Raw genomic sequence first — 21454 nt, forward strand, 5'->3', positions numbered from 1 at the left:
CTGATCGTTGCTACTAGTTCTTACTGCGCGATGGTCTTCACCGACACGCCGCGTTCGATCGGGGTGGAGCGACCGTAGATGTCTTCGAAGCGCTCGATGTCGTCTTCGCCCAGGTAGCTACCGGACTGCACTTCGATGATTTCCAGCGGGATCTTGCCCGGGTTGCGCAGGCGGTGGACCGACGCGATCGGGATGTAGGTCGACTGGTTTTCGCAGAGCAGGAACACATTCTCGTCGCAGGTCACTTCGGCGGTGCCGCTGACCACGATCCAGTGTTCGGCGCGGTGGTGGTGCATCTGCAGCGACAGGCACGCGCCCGGCTTGACCGAGATGTGCTTGACCTGGAAACGACCGCCCATGTCCACCGAGTCGTAGGAACCCCATGGACGATAGACTTCGCAGTGGTTCTGGGTTTCGGTGCGGCCCTGGGCATTGAGGGTGTTGACCATCTGCTTCACGCCTTGGACCTTGTCCTTGTGGGCGATCATCATGGCGTCCTTGGTTTCGACCACGACGATGTTGTCCAGGCCGATCACCGATACCAGCTTGCCGTTGCCGTGGATCATGCAGTTGCGGCTGTCCTGGACCACGACGTCGCCCTTGGTGACGTTGCCGTTGGCGTCCTTCGGATTGACTTCCCACAGCGACGACCAGCAGCCGACATCGCTCCAGCCGGCCGACAGCGGCACTACGCAGGCGCGTTGGGTTTTTTCCATCACGGCGTAGTCGATGGAGTTGTCCGGGCAGCAGGCGAAAGTGGCTTCGTCAAAAGTGATGGTGTCGGCGGTCTGCTCGCTGCGCTCCAGAGTCAGCAGGCAGGTGTCGTAGATGTCCGGATCGTGCTTTTTCAGCTCTTCGAGGAAGCGGCTGGCGCGGAAGAGGAACATGCCGCTGTTCCAGAAGTAACCGCCGGCATCGACGAACTCAGTGGCGCGCTTGACGTCGGGTTTTTCGACGAAGTGCGAAACGCGGCTGACGCCTTCAGGCAGCAGGGCATCGTTGGTCGACTTGATGTAGCCATAACCGGTTTCCGGCTTGGTCGCCGGTACGCCGAACAGCACCATTTCGCCACGCTCGGCGGCCACGGTGGCCAGCGCCAGGGCGCGTTGCAGGGCCTTCTGGTCCTCGACGACGTGGTCGGCCGGCAGCACCAGCATCAGTTCGTCGCGGCCTTCATTGACCAGCATCATCGCAGTCAGGGCCACGGCAGGTGCCGTGTTGCGACCGAACGGTTCCATCAGGATGCGCTGGGCTTCCAGGTTGCGGGCCGACAGCTGCTCGTTGACGATGAAGCGGTGGTCCTTGTTGCAGACCACGATCGGCGTGTCCATGCCTTCGAACACCAGGCGCTCGAGGGTCTGCTGGAACAGGGTATGTTCGCCGGTCAAGGCCAGGAACTGTTTAGGGAATTGCTTGCGCGAAAGCGGCCAAAGACGTGAGCCGCTACCACCTGACAAGATCACCGGAATCATGTGTGTTACTCCTACAAAATCGAAATGGTTTCAGAGCTACTGCGTTCTGTCGTTTCACTCTCTTGTTGTTGTTCCGTGCCTGAATGACGCCTCGGTTCAAAGTGGGAGCAGGTTGGCTCCCACAGGCAGGGCGTCAGTCAGGAAAACTCATCAGCGGGTCGACACCGGGCGTTTCACCCAGACTGGCGACAGGCTGCTGCCGGAGCCGGTTACGTACAGCACGGCCGCTTCGCCACGCTCCAGGGCAACAGGCTTGACGTCGCCGACTTTCTTGTCGCCTTCGTACAGTGCCAGGCTCACTTTCACCGGGTTGATTTCACGTTCGCCACGGCCCTTGGCCGCTACGTTCGGAACCACTTCGGTCTTGCCATCAGCGGTCTTGAGGGTCAGCGGCTTGTCGCTGAGGTTCTGCATGCGGACCAGGGATTTCTGCTTGTTCTTGAACGGTGGCTCTTCGATCAGTTGTGGCTGGCCGCTGGCGTTATTGACCAGGGTGTAATAGTGATCGGAGGCCAGTTTAACCGGTACGGTCTGGCTGCCCACCTTCGCGCTGTAGTCGCCGCCAGGCATGAAGCTGAAGTCGCTGCTGGCCAGTGGGGCCACGTCGCTGATATTGGTGCTGCCGACGGTGGCGCTGACTTCGGCGTTGCTGGCGTTGTAGATCCGCACGAAGCTCGAACCTTTTGGCGCGACCGGGCCGTACAGGGCCGAGTCACCGGCAAACGCTGAGAAGGACAGGGCACTCATGCTGGCGACCAGGGCAACGGCCTTGAAGGAGCGAGCAGCGAGACGGCGAGGAGTAGTGTTGAAAGTCATGGTGGACCTCTCTTTCAGTTTTGCGCCCGGTCGGGCGTCTCGGATTGTGTGTTTGCAGCTACGTTCTGTTGGCGGGCGCCGGCTTGTTTGAGCTCGGCGACCCATTGCGGATCGGCGTCGCCGATCTCGTTGTTCACGGGCAGATAACGTTCAGGAAACTCCCAGATCAGCACTTGTGGCGGGCTGTTCTTGAAGGCGTCGCTCTTGAGGTAGCTGAGCATCGGCAGAATCGGGCCATGGCCGTCTTCGGCGTAGTTGACGACGTCGCTGTGCAGGGCTTGCTTGAGTGCACCGACGAAGTTCCAGTTCGGGTTGGCGCTGTAGCTGGTACCGATCAGAGCCACGGGCACCTGGGCATCGGCGAACAGTGCGTCTTCGCTGGCCGGCTGGTCGTCGGCTTCGCGGGTGTTGCGCTTGACCAGCGGTTCCTGGGCTGGCATCAGGTTTTCGAACAGCGGGTCCAGCGGCAGGAACTGACGCAGGTCGCCCTTGTGGATGATTTTTTCCGCAGGCTCTGTGACGAAACGCTGTGGCTCACCGTTCAGTGGTGTGCGTTCGGCAATCGCTTTGGCCAGATGTTCCGCAGCGATTTGCGCGCCTTCCGGAGTCCAGTGGGTGTCGGTGCGCAGGAACACTTGCTGACCGCTTTGCTTGGCCTGTTGCAGCGGGGCGAGCAAGTCAGGGGCAAGGATCTTGTCCGCCGCGACACGGGCGTGGAAATCCTGGTACAGGTTGGCGTGAATGCTCGAAGGCTTCACTTCACCCAGGTGCTCCGGATACAGCCGCGCCTTGGCCGGCACGATGGCCATGACCAGGGTAATGCCTTGCTCCTTGAGCTTCTGGCGCACGCCTTCGATCAGCGCGTAGTTGCCTTGCAGGTTCTGGTCTTCGTTGACGATCGGGTTGAATTCCTCATCGCTGAACAGCCACTGATCGCGGCCCAGGACCACGCCTTTGCGGCCCTCGTTGAACAGCTTGTAGTCCAGCGCCGCCCAGATGTTGGTGCCCAGGCGTTTGATCGGGAATTCTTCGTCGTAATGCGTTTCCACGGCCTTGGCCCAGCGACCGTTGAGCACGGTCGCATCGGGGTTGGTGCTGAAGCCGAGGAAGCTGCGCATCGACCAGATACCCAGCGCTGTCAGTATCAGCATGAACAGTGCGACGTAGAAGATGCGTAATGAGCGGGTCATGTCCGGATCCCTCAGAACTGGAAGTAAAGGAACGGCGAGAAGCTTTGCGCCGACAGTTTGAGAATCGAGGCGATGAACAACACCAATACCAGGGTGCGCATCACGTAGCGCGACCAGTCCACGGTCCAGTAGGCCGGTTGCACCTGGGCTTCGACGCCGACGGTGTAGCCTGGTTCATGGATGGTCGACGGGTTGTCACCCGGTACGGCTTTGATCAGTCCCGGTTGCGCAGTGGCAGGCCCATTGGCTTCGGTGCTCTCTTCAGGCTTGGCCTTGACCGGCGGACGATTGGTGTAGAAGTCGCGCAGGCCGAAGAAGGCGAGGGTGATGTAGGCCACCGCCAACGTAGCGATCTGCAGGCCGGTGAGGTTGGCGCGGGTCAGTTCCGACAGCGACCAGTCACCAAAGCTGAACATCGCGCTGTACATGCGACCGGCGACGTGCAGGTTTTCGGCACGGAAGATCACCCAGCCCATCACCACCAGCAGGAAGGTCAATGCCCAGCGGATCGGGTTGATGCTGCGTGGGTTGGTGTCGATGCCCACCGCTTTTTCGATGGCCAGCCACATGCCGTGCCAGGCACCCCAGATCACGTAGGTGATGTTCGCACCGTGCCACAGACCACCGAGCAGCATGGTCAGGAACAGGTTGCGATAGGTCATCAGCGTGCCTTTGCGGTTACCGCCCAGGGTGATGTAGAGGTAGTCGCGCAGCCAGGTCGACAGGCTGATGTGCCAGCGCCGCCAGAACTCGGTGATCGACTGGCTGATGTAGGGCTGCTTGAAGTTTTCCATGAAACGGAAACCCATCATCAGGCCCAGGCCGATGGCCATGTCGCTGTAGCCGGAGAAGTCGAAGTACAGCTGCGCGGTGTACGCCAGGGCGCCGAGCCAGGCATCGCCCGTGGTCGGGTTCTCCAAGGCGAAGCAATGGTCGGCCACCACCGCCAGGGTATCGGCGATGAACACTTTCTTGATGAAGCCCTGCATGAAGCGCGTGCAGCCTTCGGAGAACTTGTCCAGCGTGTGGGTGCGGTTGTTGAACTGGTCGGCCAGGTCACGGAAACGCAGCACGGGGCCGGCGATCAGGTGCGGGAAGATCGCCACGAATGCCGCGAAGTCGATCAGGTTGCGAGTGGCCGGTGTGTCACCGCGATACACGTCGATGATGTAGCTGATGGACTCGAAGATGTAGAACGAGATACCGATCGGCAACAGTACGTGGGTCAGGATGAACGGGTTCAGCCCGAAGCCGGTGATGATCGCGTTGAGGCTGTCGACACCGAAATTGGCGTACTTGAAATAGCCCAGGATGGCCAGGTCCACGCCCACGCCGAGCAGCAGCCAACGCTGGGCCGGCTTGGTGCGCACGCCGGCGGCACCGACTTTCAGGCCGATCCAGTAGTTCCACAGGGTGACGCCGGCGAACAGGGCGAGGAAGTCCACCCGCCACCAGGCATAGAACACGTAGCTGGCGATCAGCAGCAGCAGGTTGCGATAGCGTTGCCCGCTCAGGTAGTACAAGCCGAGAAAGATCGGCAGGAACAGGAACAGGAACACATTGGATGAAAATACCATCCCGATCTCTCCATGTTGAATCAACAGTCAAGGGCCAGAGCCCCCCCAAACCCCCCCATGAAAACCGGGGGGCTATTACATTTCGAACACTTGCTTACCTGTGGCGAGGGAGCTTGCTCCCGCTCGGCTGCGAAGCAGTCGCATCGTCAGGCTTGGGGGCGCTACGCACCCCAGCGGGAGCAAGCTCCCTCGCCACAGGAAATGTGTTGAGTCTTAACTACCTTTCTCGCCTTTCTCCCGCGAAGGGTCATACACGCGGGTCAGGTCGCCGCCGAGGCGGAAGGTCTTGAACGGTTGCATTTCATGCTTGCGTTCCAGCACGTCCTCGGAGCAGGTGTAGAGGCTGCAGAACGGTTCGAGCCAGGCGAATTTCGAATCGATCTTCAGATCCTTCATGTCCTGCTCGTCGCCGTTCTTCTCTTCGAAGATGTCCGGGTCTTCCACCCCGGCCAGCACCCGGTCGCCCAGTCGCTTGAGGGCGCCATTGTTTTCCTGGCGCAGGTCCACGCCGTTGACCTGGGCGAAACTGGCGATCATCGCCAGCGGCGGCAGGGCATAGTTGTGGTAGGACAGGGCGCGTTGCTTGCGCTTGAGCTCGTTGGGCAAGAAGCCTTCGGCGTCTACCTGGTTGACGCCGACCTTGTATTCCTTGACGGCCCAGTCGAACAGGTCACGACGGTTGGTCGCCACGGCGGTCGCCATCACTGACCAGGCGGCCCAGTACGAGTGGTTGTTGGTCTTGTCCAGCGGCAGGTTGTCCCAGTCGCTGACGACCTGGTCGGCCATCTTGCTGAACCAGCTCTCGATCAGTTGCGCCTGTTCCTGGTGATTCGCCAGCGGGCGCGACTCGGAGAACTTCAGGCGCACATAGGCCGAAGCCATGCTGCCCAGCGCCCATTTGCGCATGGACTTGCCGGTGTGGTTGAAATCCTTGGACATCAACGCATCGGCCTTGGCCCAGGCGGTCAGCCAGTTCAGGGTGCATTCCAGTTGCTCGGGGCGACCGTCGCGCATGAACTGCATGACCTGCTTGCTGATGCCGCGCTCGATCTTGGTGATGTCGGCAGTGCTGTCGCGGAAGGCTTTTTCCGACTGCACGTTCAGCGTTGCGCGAGCCTTGTCGGAGCCCTCGTACTTGCTGCGAAACTGCAGCGAGCCGGTGTAAGGCGTCGGCACGGCTTCGCAGCCCTGGCCGCCGGAGCCTTCCTTGACCTTTTCAATCGGTGCGAAGTAGCCCTGCGGCGGGCGCAGTGGCGCCGCGGCCTGCGTGGCCCCGGCGAATATCGCCAGGGTCAGCAGCGATGGCGCCAACAGCGTTTTCAACGTTCGGGTGCGCATGGTTCTGGTCATGAGACGAGACCTCATTGTCCGATTTGAGCCGTTTGTTGCTCGGCTTGCGGAGATGCATTGCGTTTGCAGACTTTCGCTTCCACTTGCAGTGGCTCTTTACCGGCTTCAGGACCCTGGACTTCTAGAGCCAGGAGGTTCTGCGAGGCCCAGTCTTCGTCGGTGCGCAATTGGAAGGCGAAACGCCCGTCGGTTTCGGAGGTGTTCGGTTTTTCGATCTTGATGTCCTCGTGGCGCCCATTCATGTACCAGAGGGTGGCTTGCAAGGTTTTCACCGAGGTGTCGGTGAAGCGGATGTCGATCTGGTGACTGCCGTTACGCAGGTCCATATTCTTGCTGTTGACCATCAATTCGTTCTTGCCCGGCTTTAGCTTGGCCTTGCTGCTCATCAGCGCCGGCTTGCCTTCGCAACCGTTGTTGTCGAGCAGCGCCATCATCTGGCGATAGATGGTTTCCTGGTCCAGGCGATACAGCGGCGAGAATTCCCAGATGAGAATCTTCGGCGGATTCTTCTGGAACTCTTCGCTGCCCAGGTACTGGATCATCGCGCCCTCGAAACCGCCGCCCGGGAAGGCCACGTTGAGGATGTCGGCGCCGATGGCTTCTTGCAGGAAACCGGCGAAGTTGTAGTTCTTGCCGCTGTGGCTGGTGCCCACGAGGGTGATCTGCGGATTGCCGGAATCACCGAACAGGTCGCCGTCGCCAGCCTCGCCCTTGGGCTCGGTGGTGAACTGGTCCATGTACTGAATCGCGTAGCTGGTGCCGCAGAGTTGCCCGGCCATGTTGTGCAGGGTGCCGGTCTTGCCCATGCGGCCAGACTTCTTGGTCTCGAATTCCTGCTTGGGAATGTCAGCGAAGGCCGGGATCTGCTTGACCTTCTCGGCCACGATCTTCGCCGTGCGCTGGGCGCCGTACGGGGTCCAGTGCTGGTCGCCACGGAAGTAGAAGTCGTGGGCCGGCAGGGTTTCGGGCAGGTTTTCGTTGGTCAGTGGCGACAGGTCCGGCACCACGTAACCCATCTGCGCGAAACGGCCGAGCATGGTTTTGTAATTGGCCAGGGCCTTTTCGTAGTCGAAGGAAGCCTTCTCCTGCGGGTTGAGCTTGTTGCGGTTCACCAAGCCACGGGTCGGCTGGTAGACGATTACCAGCTCGACGCCTTTTTTCTTGAACGCATCGTGCAGTTGCTGCATGCGCTTGTAACCGGCCGGTGTGGTATTGAACTCGGTACGCAGGTCTTCCTGGGTACGGAACAGCCAGTCGCCCTGGGCCTGCACCAGCGTGGTGAAGTTCTGCTGGTAGCGCGTGGTGTAGTTCTTCGCGTCATGGGCAGCCGGGCACAGGTTGCAGCAGGGTTCGGCGGTAAAGGTCGGTGCTTTGACTTCATCGGCGCGCGCGCCGCTTGCGGCGGCGAGAATGCCGGCAGTCAGGGCGGACAGGCCCAGAAGTTTGATCATCTGTGGGTTCATAAAGGTCATTCCTCAGTCCCGCATTTCGGTCTGGCGTTCGACAGGGTCGATCAGCACGGCTTTTTGCTGGCGCACCAGCAGGTCGAGGATTTCGTCCTGGCGTTCGCCAAGGATCCCCGTGAAGCTGATGCCGCTGGATTTGGTCGGCGCGAGCATGGACACGCGGTACAGCTCGACACTCAATGGCGAGTCGATGGACAACGGGCCGCTGCCATTGCCGGCCAGTTCGCCGCCGACCACGATCAAGGAGACTTGGGCGTCGAACGGGTCGAGCTTGATGTCCCGGTCAGTGTCGGAAAGGTCCTTGATGTGGCCATAAAGACCGGTCAGGCCGTTGGCCATGGACAGGTTTTCGTACAAGCGGATGTTCACGCTGTTACGAATCCGAATGCCGTGGCGCTGGTTGCTGATCACCTTGTTGCCCCACAACAGGTTGTCACCACTCTCATAAAGCGTGATGCCGTCGGTGTGGTTCTTGTAGATCTCGTTGTAGGCGATCACGTTGTTCACGCTGTTACGGTCGATCACCAGGCCCGAGAGTTTGTTGTCGTAGCTGCGGTTGTTGAAAATGAAGCTGTCGTTGACCTCACGGGAAATAATGATTCCGTGCTTTTTCTTGGTCCCGTAGACGGTGTTGTCGGCAATGATCAGCCGATGGGAACGGTCGTGGGGGTCGATGCCGTAGACGATGTTGTCTTTGTAGGTGTTGCTCTTGACCACGAAATCGTTGGTTTCGTAGCAGTAGAAGCCGTACCACATGTCCGAGAACTCGGAACCGATGATCCAGCCGGTCGGTTCCGGACGCTTGAGGACCTTGGCCATGTTCGGCGTGTACTGGGAAATACTGACGCCGTACGACTTACTGTTGGCGTAGCCGAAGCTGGCCATCTTGGTGTTGACGATGTAGGTCTCGGTGCCGCCCCAGGACAGCAGGAACGGCCGGAACTCGTTGGCCGAACGAAACGTCGCGGGGCCGTTGTCCTTTTCACGCCAGCCGGTGACCTTGGTGTCGCGGATGAACATCCGGCCATCGTTGACCAGGAACGAGCCTCCCTCTTGGGACAGGCGCAGTTCCTGGGTCTGCTTGTCGATCTCCAGGATGCCTTTTTCGCCCACGACAATCGGAATCCGCGCCAGGAAGACGCCTGGCGAAGTTTCCTTGAGGTACTGCTTGGGCACCTTCTTGACCAGATCCTTGAGGTTCATGTAGCCGTCGTCGATGAAGATGGCCTGCGGGATGCCGTGCTGGCGCACCACCCACTCGGCCATCTTGTTGTCGCCGCCGATGAAGTCCTTCAAGGCGTTTTCCTGCATCATCCGCCGCACGCTGACCTTGCCGGGCTTGCTGCGCACGATCTTCGCCGCGACCGCTTCGGCGGTGTAGCCGGAGAGGTCGGGCAGGGTCGGTGCGGCCAGTTCCAGCGGTGCGGTTGGCGCGCTGCTGACGGTGTAGGTCTTGGCTTGCTGCAGTTCCTTGACCACGTTGCCCGGCTTGACCACCGGTTCAACGTTGGCGAACGCCGACGAGCCGGCCAGCAGCATGGCTGCGGCCAACAGGCTGATCGAACCTTTCATCGCCTGGCTGTTCCTGAGGTAGTGGTTCATATCGGGCACTCCCATGGCCGTTCGCATCAGAAGCGCCAGATCACGTCGACAAAGGCGCGATGCATGTACGAATCGACCTCTTTGCCGTAGGCGTCGCCTGGCTTGAACACGCCGCCACGAAAGCGCACCAGCGCCGACGGCTCATCAATCGATTGACTCAGCGCAGCCGGCAGCAGGCCTTGCTTGAAGTACTTGGTGACGACCAGGTCGACTTCCTGGCCCAGGTCCTTGTCGCCGTCGCGCAGCGGCAGGGACGAGGTGGACAGGATCGCGCCGGTCACGTCATCGGTGTTGTTTTCCACGGCGTTGATGCCGTTGCTGCCCACTGCCTTGTTGCCGTCCACGCGCCAGAACTTGTGGTACACCAGGCTGGCGTCGTATTCGTCACGCAACTGCCAGGAACCGAACAGGCTGGCGCTCTGGGTGTTGGCCATCTCGCCACGGAACGCTTCGCCGAAACGATGCACGCGCGAGCGGGTGCCGGTGAAGTTCGAGCGGTTGCTTTGCAGGCCGTTCTGTTCGTAGTCCTCGCTGGCGCGGGCATAGGCCGCACCGACTTGCCATTGCGGGTCGAGGCGCAGGCGGATACCCAGGTCGGTGGCCCAGCCGTCGACGTCGTCGCTGCGCTTGAGCTGCGCGGGGCGGGTGCCGTCGGCGTTCAGCGGGTTGACGGTGTCGCGGTCGCCGGTCATGCCGGTGACGCTTGCCCAATAGTTGACGGTATTGGTGTTGCGCCAGTTGTAGGCGTCGCTGTTGGCTTCCAGGCCGAGCCAGGTCAGATCACCGTTCTGGGTCTTGTCCAGGGTGTCGGTGGCCTGGCCCGGGACCGGATAGTCGAGGCTGCCGCTGTCATGGCTGTGGTGGGCACGGATCCCGGCCCATTGGCCTGGCATCCACTGATAGCCGACATCACCGTAGACATGCATACGGTCCTTGTCCTGGGGCGACAGCTCCTTGAGGTCGGTGCGGTATTCGCTGAACCGCTCGGCGACGCCCAGGTTGGCGCGCAGCAGCGTGGTGTCGAAGGTCCAGTTCAGGGCTTCGATGTTGGTGTCGCGCCATTGCCCGTCGTCATTGCGCAGGCGTTGGCGGCCGAACTTCAACTGCTCGCCCGGATAAGGGGTCAGGCCCCGGTAGCCAATCCAGAATTCGCGCATGGCCAGGTAGCTTTTCTTGGCCTCGCGGTCGCCGCTGTCGGTTTGCTGGGTCGCGTCGTCCGACTGTTGCAGGGTGTCGGTCTCGATGATGTCGGTGGACGTCACGGCCTGGGCCATGGCATAGGCACTCCACGCACCGCTTTCGCCGTAGACCCAAGGGCGCAGGTCGAGGCCGATGCCGTTGACGTCGCCACCACGCTGGGTGCCGAGGTCGCGGTCATCTTCGGACTGGCCGGTGATCTTCACTTCCAGGCCGAAATTCTTGCTATCGGTCAGGGCCGCCAGGGTCGGGCAGGACCACAGCAGGGCAAACGACAGGCCAATACCAGCCTGTACAAAAGGATTGAGCTTCAAAAGCTTCATAGAGGTTCCTCGCCGTCATCTTCTTTTAGGGCTTGCAGTTCCAGCGTATCGGGGCTCATGGCGCCGCGAATGGCCTGCTCTTGTTGTAGCAGGCGTTGCGCTTGTGCAAGTTGTTCCGGCGGTAATTGTTCTTCGAGGGTCTGGGCAAGCTCGATGGCTTGCGGGGTGTTTTGCGCCTTGGCCAACTGGCTGAACACATAAGCGTTGACCGGGTTGGGCTTGGTGCCCTTGCCTTGGGAAAACAGCTGGGCAATGGCGTAGTCGGCGCTGTTCTGGCCGTTGCGGGCGGCCTTGAGCAGGTGATCCAGGGCCTTTTGCGAGTACACCTGGCCCAGGTAGCCGCGACGATAGATCTGGCCGAGGTAGTAATCGGCGGCCACTTCACGGCCCACGGCTTTCTGGAAATGCGCCTCGGCGACCTTGGCGTCGGCGGGTACCCACTTGCCTTCGTAGTACAGCTTGCCCAGCAACAGCTCGGCGCGCGGCTGGTCGGCGGCGCGGCCGTTTTCCAGGTACTGCATCATCTTGTCGACGTCGCCCAACTCAGGGAAATCGTAGAGCAGCTGCGCCAGGCTGACCCAGGAAGCAGGGTTGCCGGGCGCGATGCCTTCGAGCAGCGACTGAGCGGTTTTCTCGTCGGTCTTGCCCAGGCTGGAATCGGCCAGGACACGCGCGACACTGTCCACGCGCTGGGCCGAGACCACACCACGAGCGTGACCGGCCTGCATCTGCTTGATCAGCTCGGCCTGCTGTTCCGGCTGGCCGCGTTTCTGATAGACCGTGGCCAGTTCGACGTAGCAGATGTCGGTGGTCGCCAAGGCGGCCTTGCAGACTCTTTCCACTTCGTCCAGATGCTGGTCGTACGTACCCTGGGTGCGATAGAGCAGGATCTGCGCCAGGCCCGTTTCCGGATAACCGGCGCTGCGCCATTGGCTGATCTGTTGCTGCGCGTTGACGTTCGGGAAGCTGTGGGGATATTGCAGGTACAGCATCGCCAGCGGGATCAGCGTGTTGCCCTCACCGTTGGCAAAGGCTTTTTTCAACAGGCCTTCGGCTTCGTGCTTTTCAGCTTCGGTGGAGCCGGGCTTGGCCACCAGCAGGCGACCCAGGCGAGCCTGGGCGCGCGGCGAGATGTCGGCGGCGGCGCGGTAGGTCGCCTCGGCCTTTCTCATCTGCTCGGGGTCGCGGCTGTCTACCTGGATATCGGCCAGGCCCACCTGGGCCTCGCTGTAGCCCAGGTCTGCCAGTTGCTGATAGTTCTGCTGCGCCAACGCCGTGTCGCCGCGCTTGAGGGCTTCGTTGGCCAGGCGCTGGTCGGGCAGGCCGGCGCAACCGCTAAGACTGACTGCCAGCGCCAGAGCACACAACGCATATCCTGTGTGGGAGCGAGCTTGCTCGCGATGCAGGCCGCTCGGTGTACCAGACAGACCGCGTCGATCCCATCGCGAGCAAGCTCGCTCCCACAGGGAATGCGGTGCATTGTTGTTTTGTGGAGTGATCACGGGCATTTCCTCGACTTAAAGACCGACGGCCATGGCTTTGTCGATCAGCCAGTTCAAGTTCGGGCCACGGTCGCTGACGACTTCCACCGGACGGCCGGCCAGCGCGCTGTCCAGGGCTTCGTCAGGCTGGATCAGCACACGGATATCGGAAGACAGGTCGGCGCTTTTCAGGCTGGTGCTGCTGACGATCTTGCCGGTGCGGGTGGCGTCTTCGCCGGCTACCTGGAAGCTGACCGGGGTGCCTGGACGCACGTCGCCGAACTGGCGATAGGAGAAACGTGCCTCGACGTTGGCTTCGGCGCCGCGAGGAACCAGTTGGAAGATCACGTCACCCTTGCTGGCGTACTGGCCGTTGGAAACCAGTTGCTGGGCCACGATGCAATCGCATGGCGAGGTCAGGGTGCCGGTCATTTGCTTGCCGAACAGTTCCTCGACCTTGGCTGGCTGCAGCTGGTTGTCGTCCAGGTGACCCTTGAGCACGTCGAGCATGCTGGTGCTGAAGGTCGCCAGCGGAGCGCCTTTGGCGGCCAGGCCGTCGGCCTTGACCAGGCTTTGCACGGTGCCGTCGCGCGGCATGGTGATGGCCATGCCCGGTACGTTGACGATGCCGGCCTGGGCGTGGCTGACGAAGTACATGCCGTACACCGACTTGAAGATGAAGCCGAATGCCGCCAGGCCGACAATGAAGATGCCCAGGCTGAAGGTCACGGCGCGCAGGCGACCGAAGGCGCTCATGCCACCGTTTTCATCTTTCTGCTTGCGAGCCTTGGTGAAGTTGTCGCGTTGCAGGGTCGCCAGCACATCACCGACGCCGACGATGTCGCCGGCCAGGTGCGAGGTGATGATGTGGCGCAGTGTCGAGATGTCCCGCGGCTCCAGGTTCTGGAACTGGCAACCGGCGCGGCCGGTCTGGCGGTCGTAGGAACGGATCTGCAATTCGACGTCCATGGCCAGGCCGAGGTTGTCGATCACGAACTGCAGGCGCGCCTTGTAGGTCTCGCCAACCTTGAGCGGCAGTTGGCCGGCGTTGAAGCACAACCCACCGGCGGACAGGTCGAGGACCTTGACTTCCATCGGCGTACGGTCGGGGCCGAAGAAGCGCAACTTGGCCGGGATTTTGACCCGGGCGTGTTGGCGTTGGGCTTCGGATTCATGCACTACGTTGACATTCACGGCGGTGTTCATAGGGGCGATTTCCTAGTTAATTCATTCAAGTCCGGTCAGACCATCGTCAGCAGCACGGCGACAAAGATGCTGCCGGCGGAGAAGGTCATGGTCCGAGACGACCAAGTGTTGAACCAACGTTGAAAGCTGGCGAGATCACGGGTCAGGTGGGTGGGCTGGCGAGTCCAGGATTGTTGATCGAGGCGGAAGAACACGTAGATCTTCACCAGCGCGCCGACGATCTGGTTGTAATAGAGAATCGCCGGGTAGGCCGGACCGATCCGGTGTCCGGAGCACGACAGCAGCAGCGTCAGGAGCAACCGCGTGATACCGATCCACAGCAGGTACACCAGGATGAACGCGGTGCCGTACTTGACACTGGCGATGATCGCTACGGTCAGGCCCAGCAGCGAGGTCCACATCGACACGCGCTGATCGAACAGCACGACCGAGGTGAACAGGCCCAGACGTTTCATGCCCAGGCCCAATGCCCGGGAGTTCTGCCGCAGGTTGTTCCCGTACCAGCGGAACATCAGTTTGCGGCTCGCCTTGATGAAGCTTTTTTCCGGCGGGTGCTCAACCGTGTTGATGGCGGCGTCCGGCACGTAGAACGTGTCGTAGCCCAGGCGCATCAGGCTGAACCAGCTCGACTTGTCATCGCCGGTGAGGAACTTGAAGCGGCCCAGGCGCCAGTGTTGCAGCGAGTCGCTTTCGACGTCGGCGATGAAGTCCGGGTTGGTCACGACGGTGGCGCGGAACACCGACATGCGCCCGGTCATGGTCAATACGCGCTTGGACAGGGCCATGGAGCACATGTTGATGTGACGCTGGGCGAAACGCAGCTTGTGCCACTCGCTCATGATGTAGCCGCCGCGCACTTCGCAGAACTCGTTGGTGGTCAGGCCGCCGACGTTGCCGAACAGCTGGAACCACGGCACGGTCTTGCGCACGACGCCTTCGGCCAGGACGGTATCGCCGTCGATCACGGCCACGACGGCGCGGTCGTCCGGCAGGTGACGGGAGATGGCACGGAAACCGAAGGCCAGGCCGTCACGCTTGCCGGTACCGGGAATGCGCACGAAGTCCAGCTTGACGTGCTCTGGCGGGTTCATGCGGGCCCAGAGGCTCTTGACCAGTAGTTCGTCGGACATTTCCACGATGGAGCAGACCACGGTGGTCGGCAGCCCGCAGTCGATGGCTTCGCGGATGACCGAGCTGTAGACCTGGGCGGTGGTCAGCGCATCGATGCGGAAGCTGGTGACCATCAGGTAAACGTGGGACGGATCCGCCGCCTTGCCCAGCTTGCGCACTTTGCGGCGCAGGTGTGGGTAGACGATGTACAGGAAAATCATGCCGCGCACGAAATGCGTCGCGCCCATGGAATAACGCCAGATGCCCACGGCGCCGATCAGAAAGATGAAATCCTTCGATTCGGAGTCGAACGTGGACGTGGGCAGCGCCGTGGCGATGCCCATCAATAAACTCAAGTAAAACAGCCAACCGGCGGCCTGAAGCAGGCCGTGCTTTAGCCTGTGCATAATCTGCATCCGTCTCTATCTCGGGCGGGCCTTGTGGGCGGCCCGATGGGTTAAGGCAGGCGAAAGGCCGGCCGGGGCAAGCCCCGGCCGGCTAACAGACTTACCAGCAGATGCCTTCGGTCCGGCCACTCGGGGAGGTGGCCTTGGACATGAAGCCAACCAGGTCGATGACCTGCTTGCCTTCCGGTACGTTCTCGGTCAGCGCGCGGAACTTCTCGTCGCGGTTACCGAGGATGATGATGTCGGAGTTGTCGATCACCGCGTCGAAGTCGGAATTGAGCAAGGACGAGACGTGAGGAATCTTCGACTCGATGTAATCCTTGTTCGCACCGTGGACGCGTGCGTATTCGACGTTGCTGTCGTAGATCTTCAGGTCGAAACCCTTGCCGATCAGCATTTCCGCCAGTTCCACCAGTGGGCTTTCACGCAGGTCGTCGGTGCCGGCCTTGAAGCTCAGGCCCAGCAGGGCGACTTTGCGCTTGTCGTGGCTGGAGACGATGTCGAAGGCGTTCTGCACCTGGGATTCGTTGCTGCGCATCAGCGAGTTGAGCAGCGGCGCTTCCACGTCCAGCGAGCCTGCACGGTAGGTCAGGGCGCGCACGTCTTTTGGCAGGCACGAGCCGCCGAAAGCGAAGCCTGGACGCATGTAGTACTGGGACAGGTTCAGGACCTTGTCCTGGCAGACTACGTCCATCACTTCACGACCATCGACGCCGACGGCCTTGGCGATGTTGCCGATCTCGTTGGCGAAGGTCACCTTGGTGGCGTGCCAGACGTTGCAGGTGTACTTGATCATCTCGGCGACAGCGATGTCCTTGCGGATGACCGGTGCGTCGAGTTCTTCGTACAGCGATTGCAGGACGTCGCCCGACGCTTTGTCGAACTCGCCGATGACGGTCATTGGCGGCTGGTCGTAGTCCTTGATCGCGGTGCTTTCACGCAGGAACTCAGGGTTGACCGCGACGCCGAAATCGACGCCGGCTTTCTTGCCGGAGCAGTCTTCGAGGATCGGGATGACCACATTGGCCACGGTGCCCGGCAGTACGGTACTGCGAACCACGATGGTGTGACGGGTGGTCTTGTCACGCAGGACAAAACCGATCTCGCGGCACACGGCTTCGATGTAGTTCAGTTCCAGGTCGCCGTTCTTTTTGCTCGGTGTACCGACGCAAATCATCGACAGGTCAGTATCACGAATAGCTTCGGCGAAGTTGGTAGTACCGCGCAGGCGACCTGTTTGAATGCCTTGCGCCAATAGCTCGCCCAGGCCCGGTTCAACGATCGGTGATTTACCGGCGTTGATCATGTCGATCTTGTCTTTGGCGACATCTACGCCAACTACATCATGGCCCCGTGCAGACAGGCAACCGGCACATACTGCACCGACGTAACCCAAACCAAATATGCTAATGCGCATCGCATTTACCTCTGTTTTCACGCCATCAAATGGCCGGAGTTAATAAGTGTTCAGCGGTCATCGCGCACTCGGAAGTGTGGAATGCAGGCGCCACAGTGCCGTGTGCAGGCATACTAAGTTCCGAGTGTCTAAATAAATGCACTCAAGTTGTGCGCAAAGCGGCCTAGTTGTTATGACCTGCCCTGTTATGCAGCCAGTCCTCGTTGGCGGGACGTTCGTGCAACGGTCGTTCACTTTCCGATTTCTGGCAAAAAGCCCACAAAATCAGAAGCTTGTGTGCTCGGGTGAGCACGTTATAGGGGCGCAGCCTTGGCCTTGTAGGGGATACAAATGGTGCTTTATCTCCCGTCCTTTTAAGGGTGGATCCAATTAGACGACCGTTTCGCTAAATTGTCGTGACAACTCGGTTACTTCGGACGACGTGCCACGTAAGTTATCTCGTACACGCTCGGCGAGAATCGTTACGGGTGGTATGAGCCGTGCAATTTCACATAGTTCCGATCCGCTCATCGCCATTTTCGAAATTTTTCGAAATATTTGCCTAGATGGCACTGCTTTCAAATTGATAGCACGCGCGCTTTTGGCCTTTAGTTTCGGGGAGTTGGCGGGGGTAGATAGTTTTATGCCACTACTGATGAAAAATTTCCGTGCCACTACGGAAAAATCTGACATTTGTCGAGTGAAAGAAAAGTTAGAGCAGGGGGTGTTTGTTTTGTTGACGCCAAGAAAGTGTCAAGTGCGGTGGGGAAGTGAGATGACATATAGCGGGATGATCGAGGCCCCTTATCGGGGCCCGAAACAGGTGTTGCGTTATTGCGGGGCGTGGTCGCGCAAAAAGACCAACTTGTTCGGGGAGGATTGTTCGGCGTTGTAACGATAGCCCTGTACATCGAAGTGTCTGAGTTGCACGGGATCGTTGATGCGCTGCTCGATGACAAACCGGCTCATCAAGCCCCGGGCTTTCTTGGCGTAGAAACTGATGATCTTGTATTGGCCGTTCTTCAGATCCTTGAACTCGGCATCGATGACGCGGGCTTTCAGTGCACTGCGCTTGACCGCCGAGAAATATTCATTGGAAGCCAGGTTCAACAGTACGTCGTCGCCCTGATCGGCCAAGGCTTCGTTCAGCCATTCGCTGATGCGGGTGCCCCAGAATGCATAAAGGTCCTTGCCCCGGGCATTGGCCAGCTTCGTGCCCATCTCCAGGCGATAAGGCTGCATCAAGTCCAGCGGACGCAGCAGACCGTAGAGACCGGAGAGCATGCGCAGGTGCTGTTGGGCGTAGTCGAAATCGGCTTCACCGAGGCTTTGCGCGTCGAGGCCGGTGTACACATCGCCCTTGAACGCCAGCAACGCCTGTTTGGCATTGGCCGGGGTAAACGCCGGGTTCCAGCTGCCGAATCGCGCGGCATTGAGGCCGCCGATCTTGTCGGAGACGTGCATCAACTCGCTGATCTGCGCTGGCGAGAATTCGCGCAATTGTTCAATCAGCTCTTGGGAGTGATCCAGGTACTGCGGCTGGGTAAAACGCTCGGTGGCCGGCGGTGTTTCGTAATCGAGGGTCTTGGCGGGGGAAATCACCATCAGCATGCAAACGTCTCCTTTAAGGGTGCGGCGATTCTAGGGGGTTGTCCGGGTGGACTCCAGCTATTGAGGTGATAGGGGATGGGTGGCGATGCGAACCGTCACACTTTCGTCGGGTGCACATTGTGGCGAGGGGATTTATCCCCGCTGGACTGCGCAGCAGTCCAAAAAGATGTTCCAGGCTGCAGATTTCTCAGGGCTGCTTCGCACCCCAACGGGGATAAATCCCCTCGCCACAAAGCTTCGTGCGCCATAGGGGACTGCTTCTGGATCAGCTATCATCCCGCGCGGGTTTCGTTATGGAGCATCCCTTTTGCGTATCGTCCTTTTACTGTCGGCCTGGTTGTTGAGCCTCGGCGCTTTCGCTGCGCCCAACGACGTCGCTACCCTGGACCGCAGCACCTGGCCTGAACAGCTCACCAGCCCGACGCTGTTCGATGTGGCTTCGCGGGCCGAGGTCCTGATGTTCGCCCGGGTATTGCTGGATGCCGATGCCATGGACGAAATAGCCCTCAAGCAATACCTGGGGCTGCGCTCGGTCAATATGGTCGCGGTGAACGCCTTGCGCGCGCGGCTGTGGCAGCGCCTGCTTTCGAGCTACAACTTCGCCCAGCGCAGTTGCACGCTGGATGCCTCCTTCTGCTACCTGGTCGAGGACATGGCGACCCTGCGCGAGGAGGCGGGCCGGTTCAAGCTCGATGACAATTCCTATTACATCAAGTGGGCCGAGCCGAGCCGGATCTTTCATACGCAATACCGCGACGAGCTGCTGCGCAAGGCTGCGCTGTTTCCCCAGGTCAGCAGCGAAGTCGAGCGTTTCGGCGATTATGAGCGCAACGGTGAGCAGATGAATGACCGACTGTTCTTGCTGACCTTCGACAGCGCTGCCAACGTCGCACCGGACCACACGCCCTGGCTGACCGAGTACCTGCGCAAGTCGAACATGAACGGCACTTTTTTTGTGTTGGGCAAGGACATCCAGGCGCGCCTGACAGACGGCTCGGCAAATGATCTCCAGACTCTGTTTGCTGGGCAATGCGTCGGGGTGCAGGGCTGGGAGTTCCGCTCCCACAGCCATTGGCAGGATTGGCAGGACTCGGTACGGCGCAGCGTTGACCTGGTCAAGGGCCGGCTGCCGGAGAATTACGTGCCCTTGTTCCGTCCGCCACAGGGCCAGCGTCGAGGCGATGCCCAGGCATTCTTCAGGAACCAGGGACTGCAAGTGGCGCTATGGGATATCGATCCCCAGGACAGCACCAACCGCCTCAAGCCCGAGCAGAGTGCCCAGCGCGCGCTGACGCTGATGCTGTTGTGGCGCCACGGGGTCATCAACTTCAACGCCAAGCAGGACGCGGTGAAAACGGCGCTGCCCTGGCTCGTTACGCAAACGGCGCAAAGCGGGATCGGCTGGGAAGAGTGTCAGGACGCGTTTCGCTGAAAAAAGGCAAAAGTCCCGTAAACATTGGGCGGGGCGGGAATCGGGGCGCGCATTCAGGGCGACCGGACTTCCGACTTTAACGGCGCCGGGGCACTACGCCAAGGGTTATTCGTCACTCTGAAAAATAAACTTCAAAAAAGCGTCAAAGTGCTTTTTCCTGTCATCGTTTTTGGAGTATCAAGAAGTCAGACCGCCGAAACCTGCAACACAGGTGGCGTCTTCCAAGACCCAGATTGTGTGCAGTTCACCCGAAATCCTCGCGAGTGAATTCGGTGGCTACCTCGAGGCGCAGCACTGTCACGGTATTGCGTCGAATGGCCCCCACAAAGGTGACCGAGTATGGATGACCACGGACGTAGCCCTTCCTCCAACCAGCCAATCCTGTATGTACTCGATACCAACGTATTGATCCACGATCCAAACGCGCTGCTGAATTTCGAAGAACACCACGTCGCCATCCCGATGACCGTGCTCGAGGAGCTGGATAAGCTCAAGAGCGGCCATCATAGCGTGGCGGCTGAATGCCGGCAGGCGATCCGCCTGATCGACAAGACCCTGGGCGATGCCTCTCCAGAAGACGTTGAACTGGGGGTGCCAATCCAGCGCGGCAAGAGCGGCCCCAAGGGCCTGCTCTCGATCCTGATGAGCAAGCGCACCGAACCCAACCTGGTGCTGCCTGAACACCTGAACGACAACATCATCATCAACCAGCTGATCGACCTGCACGCGCGCAACAAGGAACAAGCCGTGGTGCTGGTGACCAAAGACATCAACATGCGCCTCAAGGCCCGCGCCTGCGGGATCGCGGCGGAAGACTACAGCACTGACCAACTGGTCGACGACGTATCGCTGTTGCCTAACGGCTACCACACCATGACCGGCTCCTTCTGGGACCGCGTGAGCAAGGTCGAGACCCGCCAGGACCATGGGCGCACCTGGCACCAGGTGCAACTGATCGACAACCTGCCGGCGGTGCACATCAACGAATTCATTATCGATGAACAAGGATTCGTCGGCTGGATCAAGGAAATCCAGGTCGACAAGCTGCTGATCCTCGACCTGCACCAGGAACCCCTGCTGCATCAGGAGGCGTGGGGCCTCAAGCCTCGCGACATCTACCAGAGCCTGGCGCTGTTCGCCTTGCTCGACCCGGACATCCACCTGGTCAACCTGTCCGGCGCCGCCGGTTCCGGCAAGACCATCCTGGCCCTCGCCGCCGCCATCGAACAGACCATGGTCAGCAAGCGCTACCGGCGCATCATCGCCACTCGCAGCGTGCAGGGCCTGGACCAGGAAATCGGCTTCCTGCCCGGTACCGAAGCGGAAAAAATGGAGCCGTGGCTGGGTGCAATTACCGACAACCTCGAAGCCTTGCACATGGATGACGAGAGCACCCATGGCAGCGTCGACTACATCCTCAGCAAAGTGCCGTTGCAGTTCAAATCCCTCAACTACATCCGAGGCCGCAGCTTCCAGCAGAGCCTGATCCTGATCGACGAATGCCAGAACCTGACCCCGCACCAGATGAAAACCATCATTACCCGTGCCGGCGCCGGTTCCAAAGTGGTGTGCCTGGGTAACCTGGCGCAGATCGACACCCCTTACCTGTCCGCGACCAGCTCCGGGCTGACCTACCTGACCGAACGCTTCAAGGACTTCCCCAACGGCGTCCACATCACCCTGCAGGGCGTACCACGCTCGATCCTGGCCGAATACGCCGAATCTCATCTGTAACCCCAGCCGAACCGGGCGGCCATCAAGGTCGCCCGGTTCTTTATGACTGGACGAAAACCCTGTGGGAGCGAGCTTGCTCGCGAT

15 protein-coding genes are annotated in these 21454 nt (G+C 60.4%); 2 read left to right on the forward strand and 13 right to left on the reverse strand.

Annotated elements, in window-relative coordinates:
- Positions 1-20: 20 nt before the first annotated feature.
- The 13 genes from J3P86_RS04890 to yaaA form a co-directional block, all read right to left on the reverse strand.
- Entirely contained in the window at positions 21-1472 is a 1452-nt protein-coding gene (locus J3P86_RS04890) for a mannose-1-phosphate guanylyltransferase/mannose-6-phosphate isomerase (RefSeq protein ID WP_434569722.1), read from the reverse strand.
- A 150-nt stretch (positions 1473-1622) separates the two neighbouring features.
- Complete coding sequence (locus tag J3P86_RS04895) at positions 1623-2288, reverse strand: alginate O-acetyltransferase AlgF (protein WP_434625923.1); 666 nt, start codon at positions 2286-2288, stop codon at positions 1623-1625.
- Between the two features lie 14 nt (positions 2289-2302).
- Positions 2303-3478: an alginate O-acetyltransferase gene (locus J3P86_RS04900; RefSeq protein ID WP_305496611.1), complete on the reverse strand. Its 1176-nt coding sequence runs from the start codon at positions 3476-3478 to the stop codon at positions 2303-2305.
- Positions 3479-3489: 11 nt separating this feature from the next.
- Positions 3490-5055: an MBOAT family O-acyltransferase gene (locus tag J3P86_RS04905; protein ID WP_434625921.1), complete on the reverse strand. Its 1566-nt coding sequence runs from the start codon at positions 5053-5055 to the stop codon at positions 3490-3492.
- Between the two features lie 213 nt (positions 5056-5268).
- Positions 5269-6393 carry a mannuronate-specific alginate lyase gene (locus J3P86_RS04910; RefSeq protein ID WP_434631474.1) on the reverse strand — a complete coding sequence of 375 codons (1125 nt, stop codon included), beginning with the start codon at positions 6391-6393 and terminating at the stop codon, positions 5269-5271.
- A gap of 23 nt (positions 6394-6416) precedes the next feature.
- On the reverse strand, positions 6417-7868 hold the full coding sequence (locus J3P86_RS04915; protein ID WP_434631471.1) for an alginate O-acetyltransferase: 1452 nt from the start codon (positions 7866-7868) through the stop codon (positions 6417-6419).
- A 12-nt stretch (positions 7869-7880) separates the two neighbouring features.
- Complete coding sequence (algG, locus tag J3P86_RS04920; protein ID WP_434673588.1) at positions 7881-9473, reverse strand: mannuronan 5-epimerase AlgG; 1593 nt, start codon at positions 9471-9473, stop codon at positions 7881-7883.
- Between the two features lie 26 nt (positions 9474-9499).
- Positions 9500-10984 carry an alginate export family protein gene (locus J3P86_RS04925; RefSeq protein ID WP_434631468.1) on the reverse strand — a complete coding sequence of 495 codons (1485 nt, stop codon included), beginning with the start codon at positions 10982-10984 and terminating at the stop codon, positions 9500-9502.
- Positions 10985-10989: 5 nt separating this feature from the next.
- Complete coding sequence (gene algK, locus J3P86_RS04930; RefSeq protein WP_434699560.1) at positions 10990-12501, reverse strand: alginate biosynthesis TPR repeat lipoprotein AlgK; 1512 nt, start codon at positions 12499-12501, stop codon at positions 10990-10992.
- 9 nt (positions 12502-12510) lie between these two features.
- Positions 12511-13680 carry an alginate biosynthesis protein Alg44 gene (locus tag J3P86_RS04935; protein WP_305496605.1) on the reverse strand — a complete coding sequence of 390 codons (1170 nt, stop codon included), beginning with the start codon at positions 13678-13680 and terminating at the stop codon, positions 12511-12513.
- Positions 13681-13715: 35 nt separating this feature from the next.
- Entirely contained in the window at positions 13716-15197 is a 1482-nt protein-coding gene (gene alg8, locus J3P86_RS04940; protein ID WP_370870998.1) for a mannuronan synthase, read from the reverse strand.
- A 100-nt stretch (positions 15198-15297) separates the two neighbouring features.
- Entirely contained in the window at positions 15298-16614 is a 1317-nt protein-coding gene (locus tag J3P86_RS04945; RefSeq protein ID WP_305496603.1) for a nucleotide sugar dehydrogenase, read from the reverse strand.
- A gap of 810 nt (positions 16615-17424) precedes the next feature.
- Positions 17425-18204: a peroxide stress protein YaaA gene (gene yaaA, locus J3P86_RS04950; protein ID WP_434673589.1), complete on the reverse strand. Its 780-nt coding sequence runs from the start codon at positions 18202-18204 to the stop codon at positions 17425-17427.
- A gap of 307 nt (positions 18205-18511) precedes the next feature.
- Between yaaA and J3P86_RS04955 the strand changes: the two genes are divergently transcribed.
- Positions 18512-19636: a polysaccharide deacetylase family protein gene (locus J3P86_RS04955; protein WP_434699561.1), complete on the forward strand. Its 1125-nt coding sequence runs from the start codon at positions 18512-18514 to the stop codon at positions 19634-19636.
- Between the two features lie 339 nt (positions 19637-19975).
- Positions 19976-21370 carry a PhoH family protein gene (locus tag J3P86_RS04960; RefSeq protein ID WP_305496599.1) on the forward strand — a complete coding sequence of 465 codons (1395 nt, stop codon included), beginning with the start codon at positions 19976-19978 and terminating at the stop codon, positions 21368-21370.
- Positions 21371-21454 lie beyond the last annotated feature (84 nt).

Origin of the sequence: Pseudomonas sp. D1-1 (genome assembly GCF_051132225.1) — a bacterium.
Taxonomy (GTDB): domain Bacteria; phylum Pseudomonadota; class Gammaproteobacteria; order Pseudomonadales; family Pseudomonadaceae; genus Aquipseudomonas.